Consider the following 20,598-nt stretch of genomic DNA (forward strand, 5'->3'; position numbering starts at 1 on the left):
AGCATTACACCGCTATCGCGAGCAGGCTCGCTCCCACAGTGGATCTGCGGCGGACACAGATCTGGTGTCCGACATCCGTCAACTGTGGGAGCGAGCCTGCTCGCGATGGCGTCCGGCCTGACACTCCATATTCCCATCTGCCTTGATCCCTCCCCCGCCCAGGCCTAATCTAGAGCCGTCGCGTCAATGCGCCGCACCTCGCTGCACCGCCACTCCAGACAAGGAGGTTCCATGTTCGATGTCCACCCCCAGCTCAAGCAGCGGTTTGCTGCCTTGCGCACGGGCGCTGAGTTCTTTTCCCTGCGCTACGTGCGCGAGTCCGGCCAGCATCTGTCGGTGCGCAAGAACATTGCCGAACCGCCCAGCCTGGGCCGTGACGAAGGGGCGATGCTGACCGTGCGGGTCAACGGTGTCGAGGCCTATGCGGCCACCAACGACCTGTCCCAGGCCGGCCTGCAAGCGGCGCTGGAGCGGGCCGAGCAACAAGCCCGCCGGCTCAAGCCACACGCCCTGCTCGACTTGCGCGAGCAGGCGGTCTCCAGCGACCGCGCCGATTACTTCTCGCCTCACTTCGACCAGGCGTTCCCGTCCCTCAACGACTGCTATCAGTTACTGGGCGACGAATCCGCCGCGGTGCCCAAGGATGAGCGCCTGGTGAACTGGCAGGTCAGCATCGGCCTGACCCAGGTCGAGCAGATCTACCTCAACAGCGCTGGCGCCGAACTGCGCCAGGCCCAACGCTTTGTTTATCCGGCCCTGGACGTCACCGCCTTCGACGGCAACGACAGCCAGACCCGCACCCTGGGCCGTGAGAACTTCGGCCAGCAAGGCGGCTTCGATGTCATCCGCCGCTGCGGCCTGATCGGTGCCGCACCAAAGATCGCCGACCAGGCCCTGCAATTGCTCCTGGCGCCGAACACCCCGCAAGGCCCCCGTGACCTGCTGTTGATGCCCGATCAGATGATGCTGCAGATCCATGAGTCCATCGGTCACCCGTTGGAACTGGACCGCATCCTGGGAGACGAGCGCAATTACGCCGGCACCAGTTTCGTCACGACCGGCGACTTTGGGCATCTGCAATACGGCTCCCAGCTATTGAACGTGACCTTCGACCCGAACGTTCCCGAAGAGCTGGCCAGCTACAGCCATGACGACGACGGCACCGCCGCCAGCAAAGAATTTCTGATTCGTGAAGGGCTGTTGCTGCGCCCCCTGGGTGGTGCGCTGTCGCAATTTCGCGCAGGCCTGAGCGGGGTCGCCAACAGCCGCGCCTGTGGCTGGAATCGCCCGCCCATCGACCGCATGGCGAACCTGAACATCGAGCCCGGCGACCAATCGTTGGAGCAACTGATCCAGGGCATCGAACACGGCGTGCTGATGCGCACCAACCGCTCCTGGTCCATCGACGATGCCCGCAACAAATTCCAGTTCGGTTGCGAGTGGGGCCAATTGATCGAAAACGGCGAGCTCAAGGGCGTGGTGAAAAACCCCAACTACCGAGGCATTTCCGCGCAATTCTGGAAAAGCCTGCGGGCGGTGGGCGACGCCAGTACCGCCCAGGTACTGGGCACGCCAAATTGTGGCAAGGGCGAACCGAACCAGGTCATTCGCGTCGGCCATGCCTCGCCGGCGTGCGTATTCAGCAATGTGGCAGTGTTTGGGGGGGATGCCTGATGAGCACCGGCAATATGAGCACCGGCAACAATCAGGCCGAGGCCTTCAAGGCGTTGGTCGACTGGCTGCGCAATGCACTGCGCGAAGCCGAGCAGTTCACCCTCGGCTACGCCGCCGAATCCTCTGCTTTTGTGCGTTTCAACCATGGCAAGGTCCGTCAGGCCGGGCAGGTGCAGCAGGCCAGCGTCAGCTTCAAACTGATCAACGACGGGCGCCACGCCGACTTGCAGATCACCTTGTCCGGCGAAGTCGAAACCGACCTGCATCGCCTGGCCGAAGGTCTGCAACAGTTGCGCGAAACACTGCCGCTGCTGCCACCCGATCCGTACCTGCTGCTCAACCACAACCACTGGCAGAGCCACAACGTGCAGGACCATCCGTTGCCGGACACTGACCAGGCCGTGGCCGAAATCACCCGCGCCGCCGACGGTCTGGATTTGGTCGGTTTCTATGCCGCCGGCCCCATCAGCCGGGGCTTTGCCAGTTCTTCGGGGGCGTTCGGCTGGCATCAGGCCAACAGCTTCAACTTCGATTTCAGCCTGTTCCATGAAAACGGCCAGGCGGTAAAAGCCAGCTACGCCGGGCACGAATGGAGCAGCGAAGGCTTTGCCAGGCGCTTTGAACAGGCCCGCGAGCAGTTGGCGTTTTTGGGCCGCCCCTTGCGCACCCTGCCGCCCGGTGAATACCGCGCCTACCTGGCACCAGCGGCGATGGAAGAAATCATGGGCATGCTCAGCTGGGGCGGGTTTTCGGCCCGGGCGATTGCCAGCAAGCAAAGTCCGTTGCAGAAGTTCTACGCGAACGAAGCAAGCTTGAGCCCCGACGTATGGCTCAGTGAGCAGGTCAGCGGCTCTTTGAGCCCGGCGTTTTCCGACGAAGGTTATCCGCGCGATGACTTGGGCCTGATCGTCAAAGGCATGGCCGGTGCACAGTTGATCAACTCCCGCAGCGCCGCCGAGCACGGCCTGAACGCCAACGGCGCCAGCAGCTACGAATACCCCACGGCGCTGGTGATGAACGAAGGCCAGCTCGAGCAGCAAGACATCCTCGAACACCTTGGCACCGGGCTGTACATCAGCAACCTCTGGTACCTGAACTACTCGGACCAACCAGCCGCGCGCATGACCGGCATGACCCGCTTCGCCACGTTCTGGGTCGAGAACGGCCAGATCGTCGCGCCGGTCAGCACCATGCGTTTCGACGACAGCGTCTACAGCCTGCTCGGATCGCAACTCGAAGGCCTGACCCGGGAGCGGGAACTGCTGCTCTCGGCCAGCACCTACAGCCAGCGGGCCACGGCTTCGATGCTGTTGCCGGGGGCACTGGTCAAGCGCTTGACCTTGACGTTGTAGCCAACCAAACACAGGACCTGTGGCGAGGGGATTTATCCCCGCTGGGTTGCGAAGCGACCCCCAAAGGGTAAATGCGTTCTGCCTGACTCACCGAGGCGACAGTTCTGGGGCTGCTTCGCAGCCCAGCGGGGATAAATCCCCTCGCCACAACAGCGGCATCTGTTCCTGATCAACACTCCGTACAAGAGGTCCCATGCCCAACCGCGCACCGCTCGACGCTGTCACCGCCCGCTGGCTTCCTTGGGTCGTGGCGATTGCCTTTTTCATGCAGTCCCTGGACGGGACCATCCTCAACACCGCCCTGCCCGCCATGGCCAGCGACCTGGCGGAAAACCCGCTGCGCATGCAGGGCGTGATCATTGCCTACATGCTCACCGTGGCGCTGCTGATCCCGGCCTCTGGCTGGATCGCCGACCGCTTCGGGACCAAGAAGATTTTCTTCGGCGCGATCCTGCTGTTCAGTTTCGGCTCGTTGCTCTGCGCCTTGTCCAATTCGTTGTCCATGCTGATCGGCGCCCGGGTGATCCAGGGCCTGGGCGGCGCGCTGATGCTGCCGGTGGGCAGGTTGGTCGTGCTGCGGGCCTACCCACGCTCGGAACTGGTGCGGATCATGGGATTCATCACCATTCCCGGCCTGCTCGGCCCACTGATCGGGCCGACCATGGGCGGCTGGATGGTGGAGTACCTGACCTGGCACTGGATCTTCATCATCAACCTGCCGGTGGGCGTGCTGGGTTGCTACGCGGTGTGGAAATTCATCCCGGACCTGCGCGGCAGCGAGCGTACCCGGTTCGATGGCCTGGGGTTTTTGCTGTTTGGCGCGGCCATGGTGCTGATCACCATCGCCATGGAAGGCCTCGGTGAACTGCACCTGCCGCACTTGCGCGTGATGTTGCTGCTGTTCGGCGGCATGGCCTGCCTGGCCGCTTATTGGCTACGGGCCGGGCACATCGAAAACCCGCTGTTCGCACCCTCGCTGTTCAAGACCCGGACCTTCGCCGTGGGGATTCTCGGCAATCTGTTCGCGCGCCTGGGCAGCGGCGCCCTGCCGTTCCTGGTGCCGTTGCTGCTGCAAGTGGCCCTGGGCTACTCACCGTCCCAGGCCGGGATGAGCATGTTGCCCCTGGCAGCGGCGGCGATGGTCGCCAAGTCCGTGGCCCGGCCGTTGATCGAGCGCTTCGGCTACCGCAGCGTATTGACCGCCAATACCCTGGCCCTGGGCCTGATGCTGGCGAGCATGGGCCTGGTCAGCGAACAGACGCCGTACTGGCTGCTGCTGGCGCAACTGGCGGTGCTGGGGGCGATCAACTCGTTGCAGTTCACCGCGATGAACACCGTGACCCTGATTGACCTGGACGACGCCAGCGCCAGCAGCGGCAACAGCTTGCTGTCGGTGGTGGCGCAACTGTCCCTGAGCCTGGGCGTGGCCTGCGCCGGCGCGCTGCTCGGCGGCTTTACCGCCCAGGTCGGCAACGACGGGGTAGACACCGTGCTTGGCGCGTTCCAATTGACGTTCCTGACGGTGGGCATCATGGCGATGCTGGCGGCGACGATTTTTTCGCAGTTGTCGAAAGAGGACGGGCGGCGGGCCAAGCGGCCGGATGAGCATATCGAGCACTGACCAGGATCGGTGAGCTTTCGTGGCGAGGGAGCTTGCTCCCGCTCGGCTGCGCAGCAGTCGCAATCCAGGCGACACGAACTTTCAGGTACACCGTGTTGGCCGGTTTGGGGGCGCTTCGCGCCCCAGCGGGAGCAAGCTCCCTCGCCACAGGGAATTCGTCCGCTTCAGAACTGCGCCACAGCTCGTCCAGAACTTTCGAGAAAAGTGGCACGAGGCTGCTACACTGCGCGACATTTTGTTTTGCAGGCCAGTCCCGTGACCACCATTGCCACCGCTTTTAATACTCTGCCGCTGTCCGCCGCCATGCTGGCTAACCTCGAATCCCTCGGTTATGCCCAGATGACGCCGATCCAGGCGCAGAGCTTGCCGGTGATCCTCAAGGGCATGGATCTGATCGCCCAGGCCAAGACCGGCAGCGGCAAGACCGCGGCCTTCGGCATCGGCCTGCTGAACCCGATCAACCCGCGCTTCTTCGGCTGCCAGGCACTGGTGATCTGCCCGACTCGTGAGCTGGCCGATCAGGTTGCCAAGGAAATCAGGCGCCTGGCCCGCGCCGAAGACAACATCAAGGTCCTGACCCTGTGTGGCGGCGTGTCGTTTGGCCCGCAGATCGCGTCCCTGGAGCACGGCGCCCACATCATCGTCGGCACGCCAGGACGCATCCAGCAGCACCTGCGCAAGGGCTCGCTGGTGCTGGACGGCCTCAACACGCTGATCCTCGATGAAGCCGACCGCATGCTCGACATGGGCTTCTACGACGCCATCGAAGACATCATCCAGCAGACCCCGGAACGCCGTCAGACCTTGCTGTTCTCCGCCACCTACCCGGTGGGCATCAAGCAACTGTCGTCCAAGTTCATGCGCAACCCGCAGCAGGTCAAGGCCGAAGCCTTTCACTCCGACGCGCAGATCGAGCAGCGTTTCTATGAAATCTCCCCCGAGGAGCGCATGGACGCCGTGGTCAAGGTGCTGGCGCATTTCCGTCCGGCCTCCTGCGTGGCGTTCTGCTTCACCAAGCAGCAGGTTCAGGAAACCGTCGACCATCTGACATCCAAAGGTATCTCGGCGGTCGGCCTGCATGGCGATCTGGAACAGCGCGACCGCGATCAGGTGCTGGCGATGTTCGCCAACCGCAGCACCTCGGTGCTGGTCGCCACCGATGTGGCGGCCCGTGGCCTGGACATCGACGCACTGGACATGGTGATCAACGTCGAACTGGCCCGTGACTCGGAAATTCACATTCACCGCGTCGGCCGCACCGGGCGTGCGGGTGAAAAAGGCATCGCCATCAGCCTGGTGGCGCCGTCCGAAGCCCACCGCGCCCAAGCGATCGAACAGTTGCAGAAGTCGCCACTGAGCTGGGACCAACTGGACAACCTCAAGCCCCAGGGCGGCGGCCCGCTGCTGCCTGCCATGAGCACCCTGTGCATTGGTGCCGGGCGCAAAGACAAAGTCCGCCCCGGCGACATCCTCGGCGCCCTCACCGGCGAGGCCGGCATCCCCGGCGCCCAGGTCGGGAAGATCGCGATTTTCGACTTCCAGGCCTATGTCGCCGTGGAGCGCGCAATCGCCAAACAGGCGCTGCAACGCCTGAACGATGGCAAGATCAAGGGCCGTTCGTTGCGGGTGCGGATCCTGTAACTCCAACAGAGATCAAACTGTGGGAGCGAGCCTGCTCGCGATGACGGACAGTCAGACAACATCAATGTTGAATGTACCGGCCTCATCGCGAGCAGGCTCGCTCCCACAATGGGTTTTGTGGTGACATTTAGAGGGACACCGTTTTGCGCTCTACCGAAGTCGTGATCATTGGCGCTGGCGCCGCGGGGTTGATGTGCGCGCTGACCGCCGCAGGGCGCGGAAGGCAGGTGATGCTGCTGGACCACGCCAACAAGGCCGGCAAGAAAATCCTCATGTCCGGCGGTGGGCGCTGCAATTTCACCAACATGTACAGCGAACCGGGCAATTTCCTCTCGCAGAACCCGCATTTCTGCAAGTCGGCCCTGGCCCGTTACACCCAGTGGGATTTCATCGCCCTGGTGGCCAAGCACGGCGTGCCCTATCACGAGAAAAAACTCGGCCAGTTGTTCTGTGATAACAAGTCCAGCGACATCCTCGGCCTGCTGCTGGACGAATGCGACCAGGCCGGTGTCAACCTGCACCTGGACACCTCGATCGAGCGCATCGAGAAAACCGAGAGCGGCTACCTGCTGCAAACCACCCTCGGGGCCATCACCTGCCAATCCTTGGTGATTGCCACGGGCGGGCTGTCGATCCCGACGCTGGGCGCGACCGGTTTCGGTTACCAGGTGGCCAAACAGTTCGGCCACCAACTGCTGCCAACCCGCGCCGGGCTGGTGCCGTTCACCATCACCGACCAGCTCAAGGCGTTGTGCACCGAACTTTCAGGCACTTCAGTGGATTGCCTGGTGAGCTGCAACGAGCAGAGTTTTCGCGAGAACATCCTGTTCACCCACCGCGGCCTCAGCGGCCCGGCGATCCTGCAGATTTCCTCGTTCTGGGAACCGGGTGACACGGTGCAGATCAACCTGCTGCCGGACCACGACGTGCCGAGCTGGCTGCAACAGCAACAGGCCGAACGCCCCAACAGCGAACTGAAAACCCTGCTGGGCGAATTGTTCACCAAGAAGATGGCCACCCTGCTGGCCGACACTTGGTTCGTCTCCAAACCCATGAAGCAATACACCCACGCCGAACTGGCAGACATTGCCGAGAAACTGTCGAGCTGGAATGTCGTCCCGGCCGGCACCGAAGGCTACCGCACCGCCGAAGTGACCCTGGGCGGTGTCGATACGCGGGAAGTCTCGTCCAAGACCATGGAATCGTTGAAAAGCCCTGGCCTGTATTTCATCGGCGAAGTGCTGGACGTCACCGGGCACCTGGGCGGGTTCAACTTCCAATGGGCCTGGGCGTCGGGGTATGCGGCTGCGCAGTACGTCTGATCCAACATGTGAACAACAACCCTGTGGGAGCGAGCTTGCTCGCGATAGCGGAGATTCAGTCAACATTAATGTGACCGACCTGACGCCATCGCGAGCAAGCTCGCTCCCACAGGGGGGCTATGGTGTTTTCTAAAATTGCATTCACACGCGAAGGAACACTTTTTGCTGCCGGATGTGATCGCCGCCATTGCGTCGGCGTCATTACTGCCTCAATTTAGCGTCATTGCCCGTCAGGCCCGTGCACTTCATGTCATCGACCTCGTTTAGTCAGTCTCTGCGTCGCCTTTGGGCGTTGGATAAATTCAGTTATAGCGTGCGGGTGTTCATCGCCCTGACCGGCAGCATGGCGCTGTGTTGGTATCTGGATGAGATGGCGCTGTTGATCCCGCTGTTCCTGGGCATCATCGCCAGCGCCCTGGCCGAGACCGATGACAGCTGGCAGGGCCGCCTCAACGCGCTGGCCGTGACGCTGGTGTGCTTCACCATCGCAGCGCTGTCGGTGGAATTGCTGTTCCCTTATCCGGTTCTGTTCATCGTTGCCCTGGCGCTGGCGAGTTTCGCCCTGACTATGCTCGGTGCGCTGGGCGAGCGCTATGGCGCGATTGCCTCGGCCACGTTGATTCTCTCGGTCTACACCATGATCGGCGTAGACCAGCGCGGTGGCGCGGTCACCGATTTCTGGCACGAACCTTTGCTGCTGGTGGCCGGTGCGGCTTGGTACGGCCTGCTCTCGGTGCTGTGGCAGGCGCTGTTTTCCAACCAGCCGGTGCAGCAAAGCCTGGCGCGGCTGTTCCGCGAGCTGGGACGCTATCTGAAGCTCAAATCATCGCTCTTCGAGCCGATCCGTCAACTGGACGTCGAAGCCCGACGCCTGGAACTGGCCCAGCAGAACGGCCGGGTCGTCGCCGCGCTTAACGCGGCGAAGGAAATCATCCTGCACCGCGTAGGCAATGGGCGACCAGGCTCGAAGGTCAGCCGCTACCTGAAGCTGTACTTCCTCGCCCAGGATATCCACGAGCGCGCCAGCTCTTCCCACTACCCCTACAACGCACTGGCCGAGGCGTTCTTTCACAGCGACGTGCTGTTCCGCTGCCAACGCCTGCTGCGCCAGCAAGGTAAAGCCTGCCAAGCGTTGGCCGAGTCGATCCAACTGCGCCAGCCATTCGTCTATGACGCCAGCTTCGCCGAGGCGCTAAATGACCTGCATGCCTCCCTCGAACACCTGCGGATCCAGAGCAACCCGGCCTGGCGCGGATTGCTGCGTTCGCTACGGGCCTTGTCGGCGAACCTTGGCACCATGGACCGCCTGCTCAGCGACGCGAGCAACCCCGACGCCCTGGCCGACGCCACCGATAGCAGCCTGCTGGATCGCTCACCGCGCAACCTGAAGGACGTCTGGGTCCGCTTGCGCACACAGCTCACGCCCACCTCGCTGCTGTTCCGACATGCCCTGCGCCTGCCCCTGGCGCTGAGTGTGGGTTATGCCATGGTGCATCTGATCCACCCGTCCCAAGGCTACTGGATCATTCTCACCACGCTGTTCGTGTGCCAACCCAACTACGGCGCCACCCGGCGCAAGCTCGGCCAACGGATCATCGGCACCGCCATCGGCCTGACGGTGGCCTGGGCGCTGTTCGATCTGTTTCCCAACCCGCTGGTGCAATCGTCTTTCGCCATCGCCGCCGGGGTGGTGTTCTTTACCAACCGCACGACCCGCTACACCCTGGCGACCGCCGCGATCACGATCATGGTGCTGTTCTGCTTCAACCAGGTGGGCGACGGCTATGGACTGCTGCTGCCACGCCTGTTCGATACGCTGCTGGGCAGCCTGATCGCCGGCCTTGCGGTATTCCTGTTCCTGCCGGACTGGCAAGGCCGCCGGTTGAACAAGGTGCTGGCCAACACGCTGACCTGCAACAGCATTTACCTGCGCCAGATCATGCAGCAATACGCCGCCGGCAAAAGCGATGACCTGGCCTATCGCCTGGCCCGACGCAACGCCCACAACGCCGACGCCGCATTGTCCACCACCCTGGCAAACATGCTGATGGAGCCGGGGCATTTCCGTAAGGAAGCCGATGTCGGGTTCCGCTTCCTGGTGCTGTCCCACACCCTGCTCAGCTACTTGTCAGGCCTGGGCGCCCATCGGGACACCCCATTGCCTGCAGACGTGCGCGAACACCTGATCGACGGCGCAGGGGTGAAACTGGCCGCGAGCATCGACGAGATTGCCCAGGGCCTGGCGAGCAAACAACCGATAGCGGTCCAAAGCGACGAGGAAGAAGCCTTGGCCAGTGAGCTTGAGCAGATGCCCGATGAAATCGACGAGGGTCAGCGGCTGGTGCAGACGCAACTGGGGTTGATCTGCCGTCAGTTGGGGCCGCTGCGCACGTTGGCGGCGCATCTGGTCAAGGACACCAGTGAGGCTTGAGGAGTGTGGTGCTCGCACCACCGCCATCGCGAGCGGGCTCGCTCCCACAGTGGACCTCAGCCGTACAAAATTTAAGTGTCCGCTCTAGATCAACTGTGGGAGCGAGCCTGCTCGCGATAGCGCCAGTCCAGGCACCGCAAGATCACATCCCGTGCGCCTTCAATAACCGCGCATAACTACCATCGGCCTTCATCGCCGCAATCTCCCGATCGAATCCCGCGACAATCTGCTCGTGCTGCGGGTTCTTCAGGCTGACCAGGATGTGCAGGCTGTTTTCACTCAGTGGCTTGGGCATGAACTCCACAGCGTTGCGCACCTTGGCCGACTCACGAGACAAGTAATAACGGGCGACGAACTCATCTTCCAGGGTCAGCTTCACCCGACCGGCAGCGAGCATGCGCACGGCCATTGCAAAGTTATGCACAGGGACTTTCTGCAATTGCTGATCCTCATCGAACGCCTTGGAGTAGGCGTATCCGCGGACCACGGCGATGGGATAGGCATGCAGCTGCTGCAGGTTCTCGTACTGGATGGGTGCGTCCTTGCGCTTGATGAAGCGCACGCGATTGAGCAGGTACTCAGCCGAGAAACGGCCCACATGGGTACGTTCTTCGCTGTACCAGGCATTGATCAGCACGTCATAGCGCCCCTCGCCGATGCCCAGCATCGCCCGAGCCCAAGGCACCTGCTCAAAGTCACTGGCATAACCGGCCCGCGCCAGAGCGGTACTGACGATATCGGTCGCCAGGCCACCATTGACCAGCGTGGTGTCGGTAAAGGGTGGCCAGCCATCTGCCACCAGACGCAACTTTTGCGCGCAGGCGTTGTGGCTCAGCAACAGCAACCCGACCAAAGCAAGAGCTCGATGCAATCGCGGCATGCCAAACATCCTTGACGGGTTCAAAGCCCGGTTTGTTTTTAGCCGAATCTCAAGAGATGTCGTCAGACATCCGGTCCTAACATTAGCTCAGTGGAACCGCTGCGCAGCGTTGAATCGAAGATTACACAAAGAAGGCCACGCCGCGACAATTCGATGATGGCATTTTGGCCTTTGTCACAGATTTTTACAGTTGTCCAAGAAAGAGACTTCCGCAGCCAGCCCGCTTAATATCGGCATCAGGTTCTTCAGGAAATTCAAAAAATGGATATCGACTGGGTCTGCAAACATCACAGTGACCTGAGCAAGGAACAGCTGTACGCCATCCTCAAATTGCGCGCCGAAGTATTCGTCGTGGAGCAGAATTGCCCCTACCTGGACGTCGACGGCCTGGACCTGGAGGGCGACACCTGCCACCTGATGGCCTGGCAGGACAATCGTCTGGTGGCTTACCTTCGCTTGCTCGATCCGCACTCGCAAAACAGTGACGTGGTCATCGGGCGCGTGGTCATCTCCCCCCAAGCACGGGGACAGGGGCTGGGCCACAAACTGATGGAACAGGGTCTCAAGCAGGCCGAGAAGCACTGGCCCGGTACATCGATCTCACTGTCGGCACAGGCGCATCTGCAGGGGTATTACTCACGGTATGGGTTTGGAGTGGTGGGTATCGAGTACATGGAAGACGGGATTCCACACATTGGCATGCATCGGCCTTGATGCCCTCTTCGCGAGCAGGCTCGCTCCCACAGTGGATCTGCGTGGTACATAAATCATATGTCCACTGCAGATCAATGTGGGAGCGAGCCTGCTCGCGATAACGCCGACCCAGACGCCGCCAATGTTCAGGGATACTCCAACACCGCTTTAATGCGCTGCAAATTCCCCTCGATCCAGCGCCGATCAATCGCCCCCCAATCACGGATCCGATAATGCCCGGCATGGTTACGGGCACCCTCTAGCTGCTCGAATTCACACACGATATCCAGGTCCGCCAGCGCTGCCACGGTGTCCTGGGCGGTGCGTCGCGGCATGCCGGTGACTTCGGTGAGCGCGGGAATGTTGCTGGCCACGCCGCTATCAATCAGGTACGCCACATACAAACGACGATAGAAGCTGCTTTTGGTCTTGCTGACGTCCATTCGGTCATTCCTTGGGGGGTTGCAGATCGCGCCAGGTCAGGTACACCCGCAAGTCGAATTCCAACTGGTGATACCCCGGCAGCATGTGCTCGCAGAGTTGGTAGAACGCTTTGTTGTGGTCCGACTCCTTGAAGTGGGCCAGTTCGTGCACCACGATCATTTTCAAAAACTCAGGTGCCGCGTCCTTGAACAGCGAAGCGATACGAATTTCTTTCTTGGCCTTGAGCTTGCCGCCCTGCACCCGTGAAATGGCAGTGTGCAAGCCCAGGGCGCGGTGAGTCAGGTCCAGGCGATTGTCGAACAGCACCTTGTCGATAGCGGGCGCGTTACGCAGGTATTGTTGCTTGAGATCCAGCGCATAACCGTACAGGGCCTTGTCGCTCTGGACCGAATGCCGGTCGGGGTAGCGCTGCTGCAAGTAGTCGCCCAGCCGATCCTGGGCAATCAGTTGCTGCACTTGGGCTTGCAGGGCGGCGGGGTAAGCCTGGAGGTATTTGAGCGCGATCATCGGCGGCAATACAGTCACAAAAGCCGCCAGTGTAGCGAATTCAGACCTGCATCGCGCTCCAGTCAAATGGCCGGGCAAAGGCATCGGTGTCTTCGGCCATCAAGGGCCGCGCTACCAGGAACCCCTGCACATATTCGCAGCCGTGGGCCTTGAGCCACTTATATTGCTCAGGCGTCTCTACGCCCTCGGCGATCACCCGCAACCCCAATTGCTTGCACAAATCGATGACCGACGCCGCCAGTGCCGCATCCCGGGGCGAATCCGGCAGACGGGCGATCAGGTGTCGATCAAGCTTGAGGGTATCGAGTTCCAGGTCGCGCAGGTGCGCCAGCGAGCAAGGCCCGGAACCGAAATCATCCAACGCCACTCGCACCCCGAGGTTATGCAGCAACCGCAGTTGTTTATGGGTTTCGTCGGGGTTGCGCATCAGTGCATCTTCAGTCACCTCGACCTCAAGTTGCCGGGGTTTGAGGGCATGTCGCTCCAGGACCTGGCGCAATTCGGTCACCAGGTTGGGCAAACCGAACTGGGTGCTGCTCAGACTCACCCCCAGTACCAGATCATCAGCGAACAAGCGCTCCCAGACTTTACGCTGGGCGGCGCTGCGATGATAAATCCAGCTCCCCAGCCGACTGATCAATCGGGCCTCTTCCAGTAATGGCAGGAACAGCCCCGGCGGCACATCACCGACGCTGGGGTGCTGCCAGCGCAACAGCGCCTCGAAGCCACGGATGCGCCCGTCGCCCACCCCCACCTGGGGCTGGTAGACCATATTGAAATCGCGGTTTTCGATGGCCGAGCGCACACTTTCTTCGAGCATCAGCCGTGAACGGGCTCGACCGTTCATTTCGTGATCGTAAAAACGGTATTGCTGACGGCCAGCGCGCTTGGCCTCGTACATGGCGATGTCGGACGCGCGCAGCAGACCGTCGAGATTGGCGCCGCAATCGGGGTACGTCGCGATGCCGATGCTGGCCCCCAGCGCTACGTCCATGCCCTCGATCTGTTGGCAGATAGACACTCGTTCGATGAGTTTCTCGGCAATCTTGGCCGCTTGCTCGGGCACTTCCAGATCCAGCAGAGCGGTGAACTCATCGCCGCCCAGACGCGCCAGAATGTCGAACGGGCGCAGGCACGCCTTCAGTTGTTCCGACACCCAGCGCAACACGCGGTCACCGGCATCATGGCCCAACGAGTCATTGACCCGTTTGAAGCCATCAAGATCCAGGTACAGCAGCACCCAGTTGCTTTCCAGCCGCTCGCTGCGCATCAGCAGGTTTTCGGCTGTCTGATAAAACCCCCTGCGGTTGAGCAGACCGGTCAGCGGGTCAGTGACGGCCTGGTATTCGAGTTGCTGGTGCAAGTGACGCACCACCGACATGTCCTGAAGCGTTACCACCATGGCCTTCTGCTCCGCAGGCAGGGGCGCACAAGACAAGGCCACCGACACCTGCTGGCCGGGCGCAGTGCGCAGGACCGCATCGTGCAGGCGCCAGGTCTGCCCCCGGCAGTAGGCGACATGGATATCGGAGCCGGCCCACTCGGGAATGTGGGGTTTTTGCAGGAAGTCCAGGAGCGGCATTCCCTGCAACTGCTCGGCGGTGGCATTAAGCAGGCGGCAGGTAGACGGATTGGCGAAGCGAATACACCCGCTTTCATCCACCACGAGGATGCCTTCAGCAGCGTTATCCAGCACCGAGGCGTTGAAAGCCCTGGCTGCTTCCAGGTCCTGGCTCAGGCGCTGCAAGGCCCGGCGATTGCGCTGGTGTTCGAGCAGAGCATGAACCTTGGGCTTGAGAATCTGCGGATCGAATGGTTTGAACAGGTAATCCACGGCGCCGCTGGCGTAGCCCTTGATCACCGCATCCTGGGATTGCTCGTTGGCGGTCAGGAAAATGATCGGGGTCAGCCGTGTCCGCTGGCTGCCGCGCATCAGACGCGCTACTTCAAAACCGTCCATGTCGGGCATCTGCACATCCAGCAGGACCAGGTCGATGTCATGTTCGAGTAGAAGGTTAAGGGCTTCGACACCCGAGGACGCGGTCATCACCTTCCAGTCCTGACGCTGCAACAACGCTCGCATGCTGAGCAGGTTTTCAGGGTAATCATCAACTATCAAAAGGACGGAACTGTCTTCGCCAAGCGGTGGTTGCACGCATTCCATGCTGCTTCTCTTATCGGGCGTCACGTCCGTCCTGACGTAGCAAGGCGGACAAATACTGTGATCTCACTCTAGACCGTGATTCTGAAAAGCAGTAGGTGTCATCCCGCCATCATCCAGACAAAGCCCAAAATAGCCGACTAACGGTCACCCACCTCGGGCACAAAACCTGCAATGACACCTTCGACGAACAATTGACGTCAATCATTCGCTGGGCGGTCATCGAAAATTTCCCCCTGCGTGATCAATGCGCCGAAAAGCTTGAGCTAGAGCCTCTGGCTGGGCGTTCAGCATTTTCACTCCGTTACGTAGGATCCGACCATGATTGATCTCGCCACCTGGAACCTGAGCATCCCCGAAGGCAGCCCACCAACGACCATCGAAACCTCTCAACTGGTGCAGGGGTTCCAGAACCAGTATTTCCACGCCGACTCCGGAACGGTGTTTTTCTGGGCACCGGTCACCGGCGCCAAGACTGCCAACGCGATTTACCCGCGCAGCGAACTGCGAGAAACCTATAGCAACGGTACCCAGCGCAACTGGTTGTACTCAGCGGCTGATAACAAGCTGGCCGCCACGCTGACCGTCAACCAAGTCCCCAGCACTGGCAAGCTCGTCATTGGCCAGATCCACGCCAAAGACAGCACCAGCCCCATGGTGAAACTGGAGTACCAGTACAAAACCTACAGCTCCACCGGCAACATCGTCGCCAAAGTGCGCATGCGTCCCGACGACGAATCGGGCCAGGTCATCACCATCGCCACAGGCATAAAGCTCAATCAGTCCTTCTCTTACCTGATCCACCTCAGCCCCGCCGGCGTCCTGACCATCAATGGTGCGGGTTACCAGTGGAGCTCCCCCATCAGCTCCACTTGGAGCGACAAGCCGCTGTACTTCAAGGCGGGCGTGTACGTGCAGGACAACACCGGTTATCCCACCGAAGGCGGGACCGTGACGTTCAGCCTGCTGGATATCGATCACATCTAGCCGCTTGGCAGGGCGCCATGGCAGGAACGCAGCGCTGCCCGCCCAGGCGACCCTATCAATGCGAAATCGTTCATGGCGAATTCGAAACTGCCGACTAACGGTTCTCTCTCCAGGCACAGATGCTGCAAATGACCTATTCGACGGGCAATTGACGTCAAACATCCGCCGGATGGTCATTCAAAAAAACTCCTTCCTGCGTGATCAACACACCCCAAATGCCTGGAGTAGAGCCTCCCGCTTTGGTTCTCAGCATTTTTACTTTCGTTACGCAGGATCCGACCATGATCGACCTCACCACCTGGAATCTGAGCATTCCCGAAGGCAGCCCTCCGGCGACCATCGAGACGCCGAGACTGGCGCAAGGGTTCAAAGACCAGTATTTCAATGCCGAAACCGGCACCCTGTTTTTTTGGGCTCCCGTGACCGGTGCCAAGACCGCCAACGCCATTTACCCGCGCAGCGAACTGCGGGAAACCTACAGCGACGGCACCCTGCGCAACTGGCTCTACTCCGCGGCAGACAACAAGCTGCGCGCAACCCTGACCGTCAACCAGGTGCCCAGCACCGGCAAGCTCGTGATCGGCCAGATCCACGCCAAAGACAGCACCCGGCCCATGGTGAAACTGGAATACCAATACAAGGCCTACAGCTCCACCGGCAACATCGTCGCCAAAGTCCGACTACGCCCCGATGATGCGTCAGGCCAAGTCATCACCATCGCCACAGGCGTGCAACTTGATCGCAGATTTTCCTACCAGATTCACCTCAGTCCGAAGGGCGCGCTGGGCATCAGCGCGGCGGGTTACAACTGGAGAACCACGGTAAGCCCGGACTGGAAGGACAAGCCGTTGTATTTCAAAGCCGGCGTCTACGTACAGGACAACACCGGCTACACCACCGAAGGTGGAAAAGTGACGTTCAGCATGCTGGAAATTCATCACACCGTTCGATAAGCGTATTCCCCTGGCATACCGCAGCATGGACGCTGCTCCCTTCGAACGTGACCCACATCGACGCCGATGCCATAGCGCCATCGTTCAAAAAAAATTCGTATTGCCCGACTAACGGTCGTCATCCTCGGGCACCAAAGCGGCAAACACCACTCTGACGGACAGTTGACGCCAACCCCCCGCCGGACGGATACGAAAATTCGATCCCCCCGCGTTTCTCGGGACGCGTCATAAAGCGCTGGCTAGAGCCTCCGGCTGGATCTTGCAACATATTCATTCCGTAGAAAGGGCCCGCACATGGTCGATCTTGCAACCTGGAACTTGAGCATCCCCGAGGGAAGCCCACCCAAAACCATCGAAACCCCTCGACTGGTGGACGGTTTCAAGAACAAATATTTCAACTCTGAAGGCCAGACGGTGTATTTCTGGGCACCGGTGACCGGCGCCAAGACGGAAAACGCCATATACCCGCGCAGCGAGCTGCGGGAAACCTATAAAGACGGCACCTTGCGCAACTGGCTGTACCCCGACGCCGACAACTATCTGCAGGCGACCCTGGCAGTCAACCAGGTGCCCAGCAGCGGCAAGATCGTGATCGGTCAGATCCACGCCAAGGACAGCAACAAACCCATGCTGAAATTGGAATACCAGTACAAGGACGACAGCAAGACCGGCAACATCGTCGCCAAAGTGCGCATGCGCCCCGATGACGACGACGGCCGGGTCATCACCGTTGCCACGGGGGTGAAGCTTGATCGGTCCTTTTCTTACCGGATCCATCTTGATCGTACCGGCGACCTGGGCATCACCGCGGCGGGTCGTAGCTGGTACACCACCATGAGCGCCAAATGGAAGGTCAAGCCGCTGTATTTCAAGGCTGGCGTGTATGTTCAAGACAATACGGGCTACACCAGCGAAGGCGGGAAAGTGACGTTCAGCAAGCTGGATATCGATCACAACACCTGACCACGGTGCTTCAGGCGCCACAGCAGCAACGGAATGCTGCTCGCCTGGCCGTCTGTAAATTTCGTAGGAATTCGCCCACCGTGGCGAGGGAGCTTGCTCCCGCTGGACTGCGAAGCAGTTCCCTCTTTTCGTCAGACCTAGCACATACCCAAGTTTTGCAGCGGCTGCGCCCCCGAGCGGGAGCAAGCTCCCTCGCCACGTGGGCGCGGTGCGTCCTACAGGTCGATTTTGGGCTCGAAAATCTCCTCTATAGTTCGGGCTCGTCTGCTGGCTTTGGTCAGCGGGGCACGGGTTTCGCAGCCCGACAGAGAACAATGACTTTGCACCGCAAAATGAAAACTCAGGCAGAATTGCCGACGTTCATTTTATGGCGGTTGCGCGCGGGAGGCCTTTGGGTCTGCCGGGTTTGGTCATTCTCGGTCTGCGAACCCGCGCGTAGCTGCCACCCACTTTGTTTCGCAGCAAAAAGGTGGCAATTCTTTTTCTATAGGGAATTTCATCTATGACCATGCATCAATCGATTAGCCGCTTCACGCCCTTGACCCCGATCGCCACCACCCAACCCGTCCTGTTCATCGATAAAACCGTCCCACTGAGCGAGCTTCACGCCTGTGCCAGCGAACGCCTGCATGCCACGCTCGACTACTTGACGCTCATGGCCTGCGCCACCCTGCGCGATTCGGCCTCCAGCGACCTCAATACCCTCACCAATGTCGCCCGGATCCTGGTTCAGGATGTCACCGATGTGTTCGGCGTCATTGAACAACGCGGCCTCGAAGACCAATAAAGCCCTCCCGGCGGGAGATGATCCCCTGTGGGAGCGAGCTTGCTCGCGATGACGGCAGTAAATCCAACTTCTGTGCAACTGAATTACCGCTATCGCGAGCAGGCTCGCTCCCACAATTGGATTGGAGTACACCCGCAAGAGCCAGGTCGGCTATAAGGCCGCCTCGCTTTTGATTTTGATCTGTGGGCCCCGTTAACCACGCTGGCCGAACGCAGGTATTGCGTAGTGGGCATCCCGGCATGGATGCCGGGATAGCCGCGCTGGGCCATGGATGGCCCTTCGCGGCGGGCCCACGGAGCAAGGCCTGCGTTCGGGCATGCCGAGCCTAGGCGAGGCACCGAGTGGTGGGGCAGAAGCGCTTTGGTTACTTTCGCGCTCTTCGAAAGTGACCCGCCGTAAGGGCGGAACCCTAAGCAGCCGTTACCCAAAAACGGATATACACACAAACCCCACACATAAAAAACCCGCATCACTGCGGGTTTTCTCAAAACGCTGAAACCTTAATTAACCTTGGCGTTCAACTCACCCTTCAAATACCGCTGATACATCGCTTCCAAAGAAATCGGCTTGATCTTCGAAGCATTACCAGCGTCCCGAACGCTTCATAACGAACAATACTCGCTTCACGCCAATGGCTTGCGCCTGAATCGAGGTGCAACCGAGTCATAAAGTGCTGCAAGCCGTCCGCCATCCCACTCCGCCTGCATGCCTTTTAGCAGCTCCCCATCAATACGATGCCCATTGATCGCCAACGCTTGGCTCATCGCGTCGGCGATTCGCTCAATAATCAACAATGGCTTATCTACCCCACAATGCTTGCGACCGAACTCGATCAGTTGCTGCCGATCAGGATAGGTCTTCACCTTGTTCATCTTGATCGCCAAGGTCCGATCCACCAACGAGCGGCCAGACTTGGGGTTGTAGTGTTCATACACCGTGGTAGTGGTGACATCAAAAACCGGTGCCAACCGCACGGTTTCCAGTGCGTCGGGATGCGTATAAATAACACCGAAATTTTTCAGGTGGGCATCGCCGTTGCGCACCATGACCGAGAGGCACACCGAAGAAAAAAAGCGCTCCCGTTCGCGAACCGGCTCAGCATGCCGGCATACCTGATCCACTACTGCCGCAAGGGTCTCGTAACTCTGGGAATATTTGTAGTTGTCATGAGGGTCTTTGTGCAGGCCAAGGAGCACTGCCATGTCCTCAAACCCCAAGCGCCCGGAAGGGGTCAGGTCGAACCGTTCCATTACAAACAACTCACCGTTTTCCGACAGCCAGAATGGCGGAGTTTCCAACCCGGCCAAACGAGCGGCTTCCAGGCAAAGGAATTCATTCTGCGCCAGATGGGCATACTCCTCGGCGCCGGATTTCACGATCAGATCGGAGCTGAGCATGGTTTTTCGATCGCCAGTCAGCTTATCCAAGTCAGGCACAAGTACCTTGGGTTGGACGCCCGAAATGCCAGACTCAAAATAAGTATCAACAAGGAAGTCAAAAACACTTTGTGAAGTATCCGCCGACAGAATGTCCTGCAACCCGACCTGAGCCCGCACAGTCGTAGGGGCCTGCGCAGGGTTGACGTAACTGAGTCGACCGATCTGATTACCACCTATCACCGATAACAGCCGCATGTCATCGACTTGCATGTGTCTGGCCATACGACGCTTGATCTGGTCGGCCAGAAACCCCTCGGGCACGTTCATATCAAAGATAGGATGAAGGACGTTACTGACTGAAGGCGTAGGGTCATAGGGCATGACCAACGAAACCTCCCGAGACGCCTCGGCGCTCGCATAGGCGAACGAAAACTGCGAACCTTTGGACAAGTCGCCGCTATAACCTTGCGGTGTCATGACATTGAGCAGCTTGACCTTACTCATCATGCTCTACCAGATCAGCGAGGGATTTGAGGTCAATCCGCTTGTCGACGATTTCCAGCGCCATCCCCAACGCCGATACGACTCGAAACAAGGTGTACACAGCCACGTTTTCACCGGCCTCAAGATCGATGATCGTTTTGCGGCTGCAGTTGGCTTTCTCAGCGAGAAGCTGTTGGGTATATCCCTTCGCACGGCGCAGTGCACGCATCCTCTCGCCAAGAACTGAAGGGTTTAGAATCAGCACAGTGTCACCTATAACGGACTTTTTAGCTTTGAAATCCAATTATGTCCTTTATAGC

At 60.1% G+C, this 20,598-nt stretch carries 17 protein-coding genes and 1 pseudogene; 11 read left to right on the top strand and 7 right to left on the bottom strand.

What is annotated here, in order from left to right:
- Positions 1–231: 231 nt before the first annotated feature.
- From QOM08_RS26085 to yccS, 6 genes are all read left to right on the top strand, one after another.
- Positions 232–1,674, top strand: coding sequence for a TldD/PmbA family protein (locus QOM08_RS26085; protein ID WP_173406467.1), 1,443 nt, complete (start codon positions 232–234; stop codon positions 1,672–1,674).
- Positions 1,675–1,688: 14 nt separating this feature from the next.
- Positions 1,689–3,026, top strand: a complete 1,338-nt coding sequence (locus QOM08_RS26090) for a TldD/PmbA family protein (RefSeq protein ID WP_188251838.1) — start codon at positions 1,689–1,691, stop codon at positions 3,024–3,026.
- A gap of 193 nt (positions 3,027–3,219) precedes the next feature.
- Positions 3,220–4,647: a multidrug transporter subunit MdtD gene (mdtD, locus tag QOM08_RS26095; RefSeq protein ID WP_076383389.1), complete on the top strand. Its 1,428-nt coding sequence runs from the start codon at positions 3,220–3,222 to the stop codon at positions 4,645–4,647.
- A 303-nt stretch (positions 4,648–4,950) separates the two neighbouring features.
- Complete coding sequence (gene dbpA, locus QOM08_RS26100; RefSeq protein WP_230682660.1) at positions 4,951–6,288, top strand: ATP-dependent RNA helicase DbpA; 1,338 nt, start codon at positions 4,951–4,953, stop codon at positions 6,286–6,288.
- 143 nt (positions 6,289–6,431) lie between these two features.
- Positions 6,432–7,610, top strand: a complete 1,179-nt coding sequence (locus tag QOM08_RS26105; RefSeq protein ID WP_047230492.1) for an NAD(P)/FAD-dependent oxidoreductase — start codon at positions 6,432–6,434, stop codon at positions 7,608–7,610.
- 247 nt (positions 7,611–7,857) lie between these two features.
- Positions 7,858–10,041 (top strand): YccS family putative transporter, encoded by a 2,184-nt coding sequence (gene yccS, locus QOM08_RS26110; protein WP_160893959.1) that lies wholly within the window; start codon positions 7,858–7,860, stop codon positions 10,039–10,041.
- Positions 10,042–10,183: 142 nt separating this feature from the next.
- Here yccS and QOM08_RS26115 read toward each other — a convergent pair whose 3' ends face one another.
- Positions 10,184–10,921, bottom strand: coding sequence for a substrate-binding periplasmic protein (locus tag QOM08_RS26115; protein ID WP_047230494.1), 738 nt, complete (start codon positions 10,919–10,921; stop codon positions 10,184–10,186).
- Positions 10,922–11,182: 261 nt separating this feature from the next.
- On the opposite strand from QOM08_RS26115, the gene QOM08_RS26120 reads away from it, so the two are divergent.
- Positions 11,183–11,635: a GNAT family N-acetyltransferase gene (locus QOM08_RS26120; protein ID WP_139048972.1), complete on the top strand. Its 453-nt coding sequence runs from the start codon at positions 11,183–11,185 to the stop codon at positions 11,633–11,635.
- 125 nt (positions 11,636–11,760) lie between these two features.
- Here the strand turns inward: QOM08_RS26120 and QOM08_RS26125 are convergent, their stop codons facing one another.
- From QOM08_RS26125 to QOM08_RS26135, 3 genes are read right to left on the bottom strand one after another with little or no spacing between them, the layout of a single operon-like run.
- Positions 11,761–12,057 (bottom strand): helix-turn-helix domain-containing protein, encoded by a 297-nt coding sequence (locus tag QOM08_RS26125; RefSeq protein WP_092401633.1) that lies wholly within the window; start codon positions 12,055–12,057, stop codon positions 11,761–11,763.
- A gap of 4 nt (positions 12,058–12,061) precedes the next feature.
- Positions 12,062–12,565 carry a M48 family metallopeptidase gene (locus tag QOM08_RS26130; RefSeq protein ID WP_139049043.1) on the bottom strand — a complete coding sequence of 168 codons (504 nt, stop codon included), beginning with the start codon at positions 12,563–12,565 and terminating at the stop codon, positions 12,062–12,064.
- 40 nt (positions 12,566–12,605) lie between these two features.
- Positions 12,606–14,729: a putative bifunctional diguanylate cyclase/phosphodiesterase gene (locus tag QOM08_RS26135; protein ID WP_076383386.1), complete on the bottom strand. Its 2,124-nt coding sequence runs from the start codon at positions 14,727–14,729 to the stop codon at positions 12,606–12,608.
- A gap of 318 nt (positions 14,730–15,047) precedes the next feature.
- Here QOM08_RS26135 and QOM08_RS26140 point away from each other — a divergent pair, with 318 nt between their 5' ends.
- From QOM08_RS26140 to QOM08_RS26155, 4 genes are all read left to right on the top strand, one after another.
- On the top strand, positions 15,048–15,713 hold the full coding sequence (locus tag QOM08_RS26140) for a polysaccharide lyase family 7 protein (RefSeq protein ID WP_076383385.1): 666 nt from the start codon (positions 15,048–15,050) through the stop codon (positions 15,711–15,713).
- A gap of 281 nt (positions 15,714–15,994) precedes the next feature.
- Positions 15,995–16,666 (top strand): polysaccharide lyase family 7 protein, encoded by a 672-nt coding sequence (locus QOM08_RS26145; RefSeq protein WP_139048970.1) that lies wholly within the window; start codon positions 15,995–15,997, stop codon positions 16,664–16,666.
- A gap of 294 nt (positions 16,667–16,960) precedes the next feature.
- On the top strand, positions 16,961–17,629 hold the full coding sequence (locus QOM08_RS26150) for a polysaccharide lyase family 7 protein (RefSeq protein WP_139048969.1): 669 nt from the start codon (positions 16,961–16,963) through the stop codon (positions 17,627–17,629).
- A 502-nt stretch (positions 17,630–18,131) separates the two neighbouring features.
- Complete coding sequence (locus QOM08_RS26155) at positions 18,132–18,416, top strand: fructose-bisphosphate aldolase (RefSeq protein WP_139048968.1); 285 nt, start codon at positions 18,132–18,134, stop codon at positions 18,414–18,416.
- 500 nt (positions 18,417–18,916) lie between these two features.
- Here the strand turns inward: QOM08_RS26155 and QOM08_RS26160 are convergent.
- From QOM08_RS26160 to QOM08_RS26170, 3 genes and pseudogenes are all read right to left on the bottom strand, one after another.
- Positions 18,917–19,035 (bottom strand): annotated as a pseudogene (locus tag QOM08_RS26160) (fructose-1,6-bisphosphate aldolase); the annotation flags it as partial.
- A gap of 4 nt (positions 19,036–19,039) precedes the next feature.
- Positions 19,040–20,299 carry a type II toxin-antitoxin system HipA family toxin gene (locus QOM08_RS26165; RefSeq protein ID WP_188251833.1) on the bottom strand — a complete coding sequence of 420 codons (1,260 nt, stop codon included), beginning with the start codon at positions 20,297–20,299 and terminating at the stop codon, positions 19,040–19,042.
- A complete protein-coding gene (locus QOM08_RS26170; RefSeq protein WP_316912303.1) occupies positions 20,292–20,582 on the bottom strand; it encodes a helix-turn-helix transcriptional regulator in 291 nt (96 codons plus the stop codon). Before QOM08_RS26170 ends, QOM08_RS26165 begins: the two co-directional genes overlap by 8 nt.
- Positions 20,583–20,598 lie beyond the last annotated feature (16 nt).

The sequence above is a fragment of the Pseudomonas sp. P105 genome (genome assembly GCF_032614175.1).
Classification (GTDB): Bacteria; Pseudomonadota; Gammaproteobacteria; order Pseudomonadales; family Pseudomonadaceae; genus Aquipseudomonas; species Aquipseudomonas rhizophila.

Bases quoted from the DNA above. Each gene is read 5' to 3' on its own strand.
- dbpA (WP_230682660.1), top strand. From the start codon at position 4,951: ATGCTGGCTAACCTCGAATCCCTCGGTTATGCCCAGATGACGCCGATC.
- yccS (WP_160893959.1), top strand. From the start codon at position 7,858: ATGTCATCGACCTCGTTTAGTCAGTCTCTGCGTCGCCTTTGGGCGTTG.
- QOM08_RS26140 (WP_076383385.1), top strand. From the start codon at position 15,048: ATGATTGATCTCGCCACCTGGAACCTGAGCATCCCCGAAGGCAGCCCA.
- QOM08_RS26135 (WP_076383386.1), bottom strand. From the start codon at position 14,729: ATGGAATGCGTGCAACCACCGCTTGGCGAAGACAGTTCCGTCCTTTTG.
- QOM08_RS26115 (WP_047230494.1), bottom strand. From the start codon at position 10,921: ATGCCGCGATTGCATCGAGCTCTTGCTTTGGTCGGGTTGCTGTTGCTG.
- QOM08_RS26150 (WP_139048969.1), top strand. From the start codon at position 16,961: ATGGTCGATCTTGCAACCTGGAACTTGAGCATCCCCGAGGGAAGCCCA.
- mdtD (WP_076383389.1), top strand. From the start codon at position 3,220: ATGCCCAACCGCGCACCGCTCGACGCTGTCACCGCCCGCTGGCTTCCT.
- QOM08_RS26120 (WP_139048972.1), top strand. From the start codon at position 11,183: ATGGATATCGACTGGGTCTGCAAACATCACAGTGACCTGAGCAAGGAA.
- QOM08_RS26165 (WP_188251833.1), bottom strand. From the start codon at position 20,299: ATGAGTAAGGTCAAGCTGCTCAATGTCATGACACCGCAAGGTTATAGC.
- QOM08_RS26145 (WP_139048970.1), top strand. From the start codon at position 15,995: ATGATCGACCTCACCACCTGGAATCTGAGCATTCCCGAAGGCAGCCCT.
- QOM08_RS26130 (WP_139049043.1), bottom strand. From the start codon at position 12,565: ATGATCGCGCTCAAATACCTCCAGGCTTACCCCGCCGCCCTGCAAGCC.
- QOM08_RS26090 (WP_188251838.1), top strand. From the start codon at position 1,689: ATGAGCACCGGCAACAATCAGGCCGAGGCCTTCAAGGCGTTGGTCGAC.
- QOM08_RS26155 (WP_139048968.1), top strand. From the start codon at position 18,132: ATGACCATGCATCAATCGATTAGCCGCTTCACGCCCTTGACCCCGATC.
- QOM08_RS26085 (WP_173406467.1), top strand. From the start codon at position 232: ATGTTCGATGTCCACCCCCAGCTCAAGCAGCGGTTTGCTGCCTTGCGC.
- QOM08_RS26125 (WP_092401633.1), bottom strand. From the start codon at position 12,057: ATGGACGTCAGCAAGACCAAAAGCAGCTTCTATCGTCGTTTGTATGTG.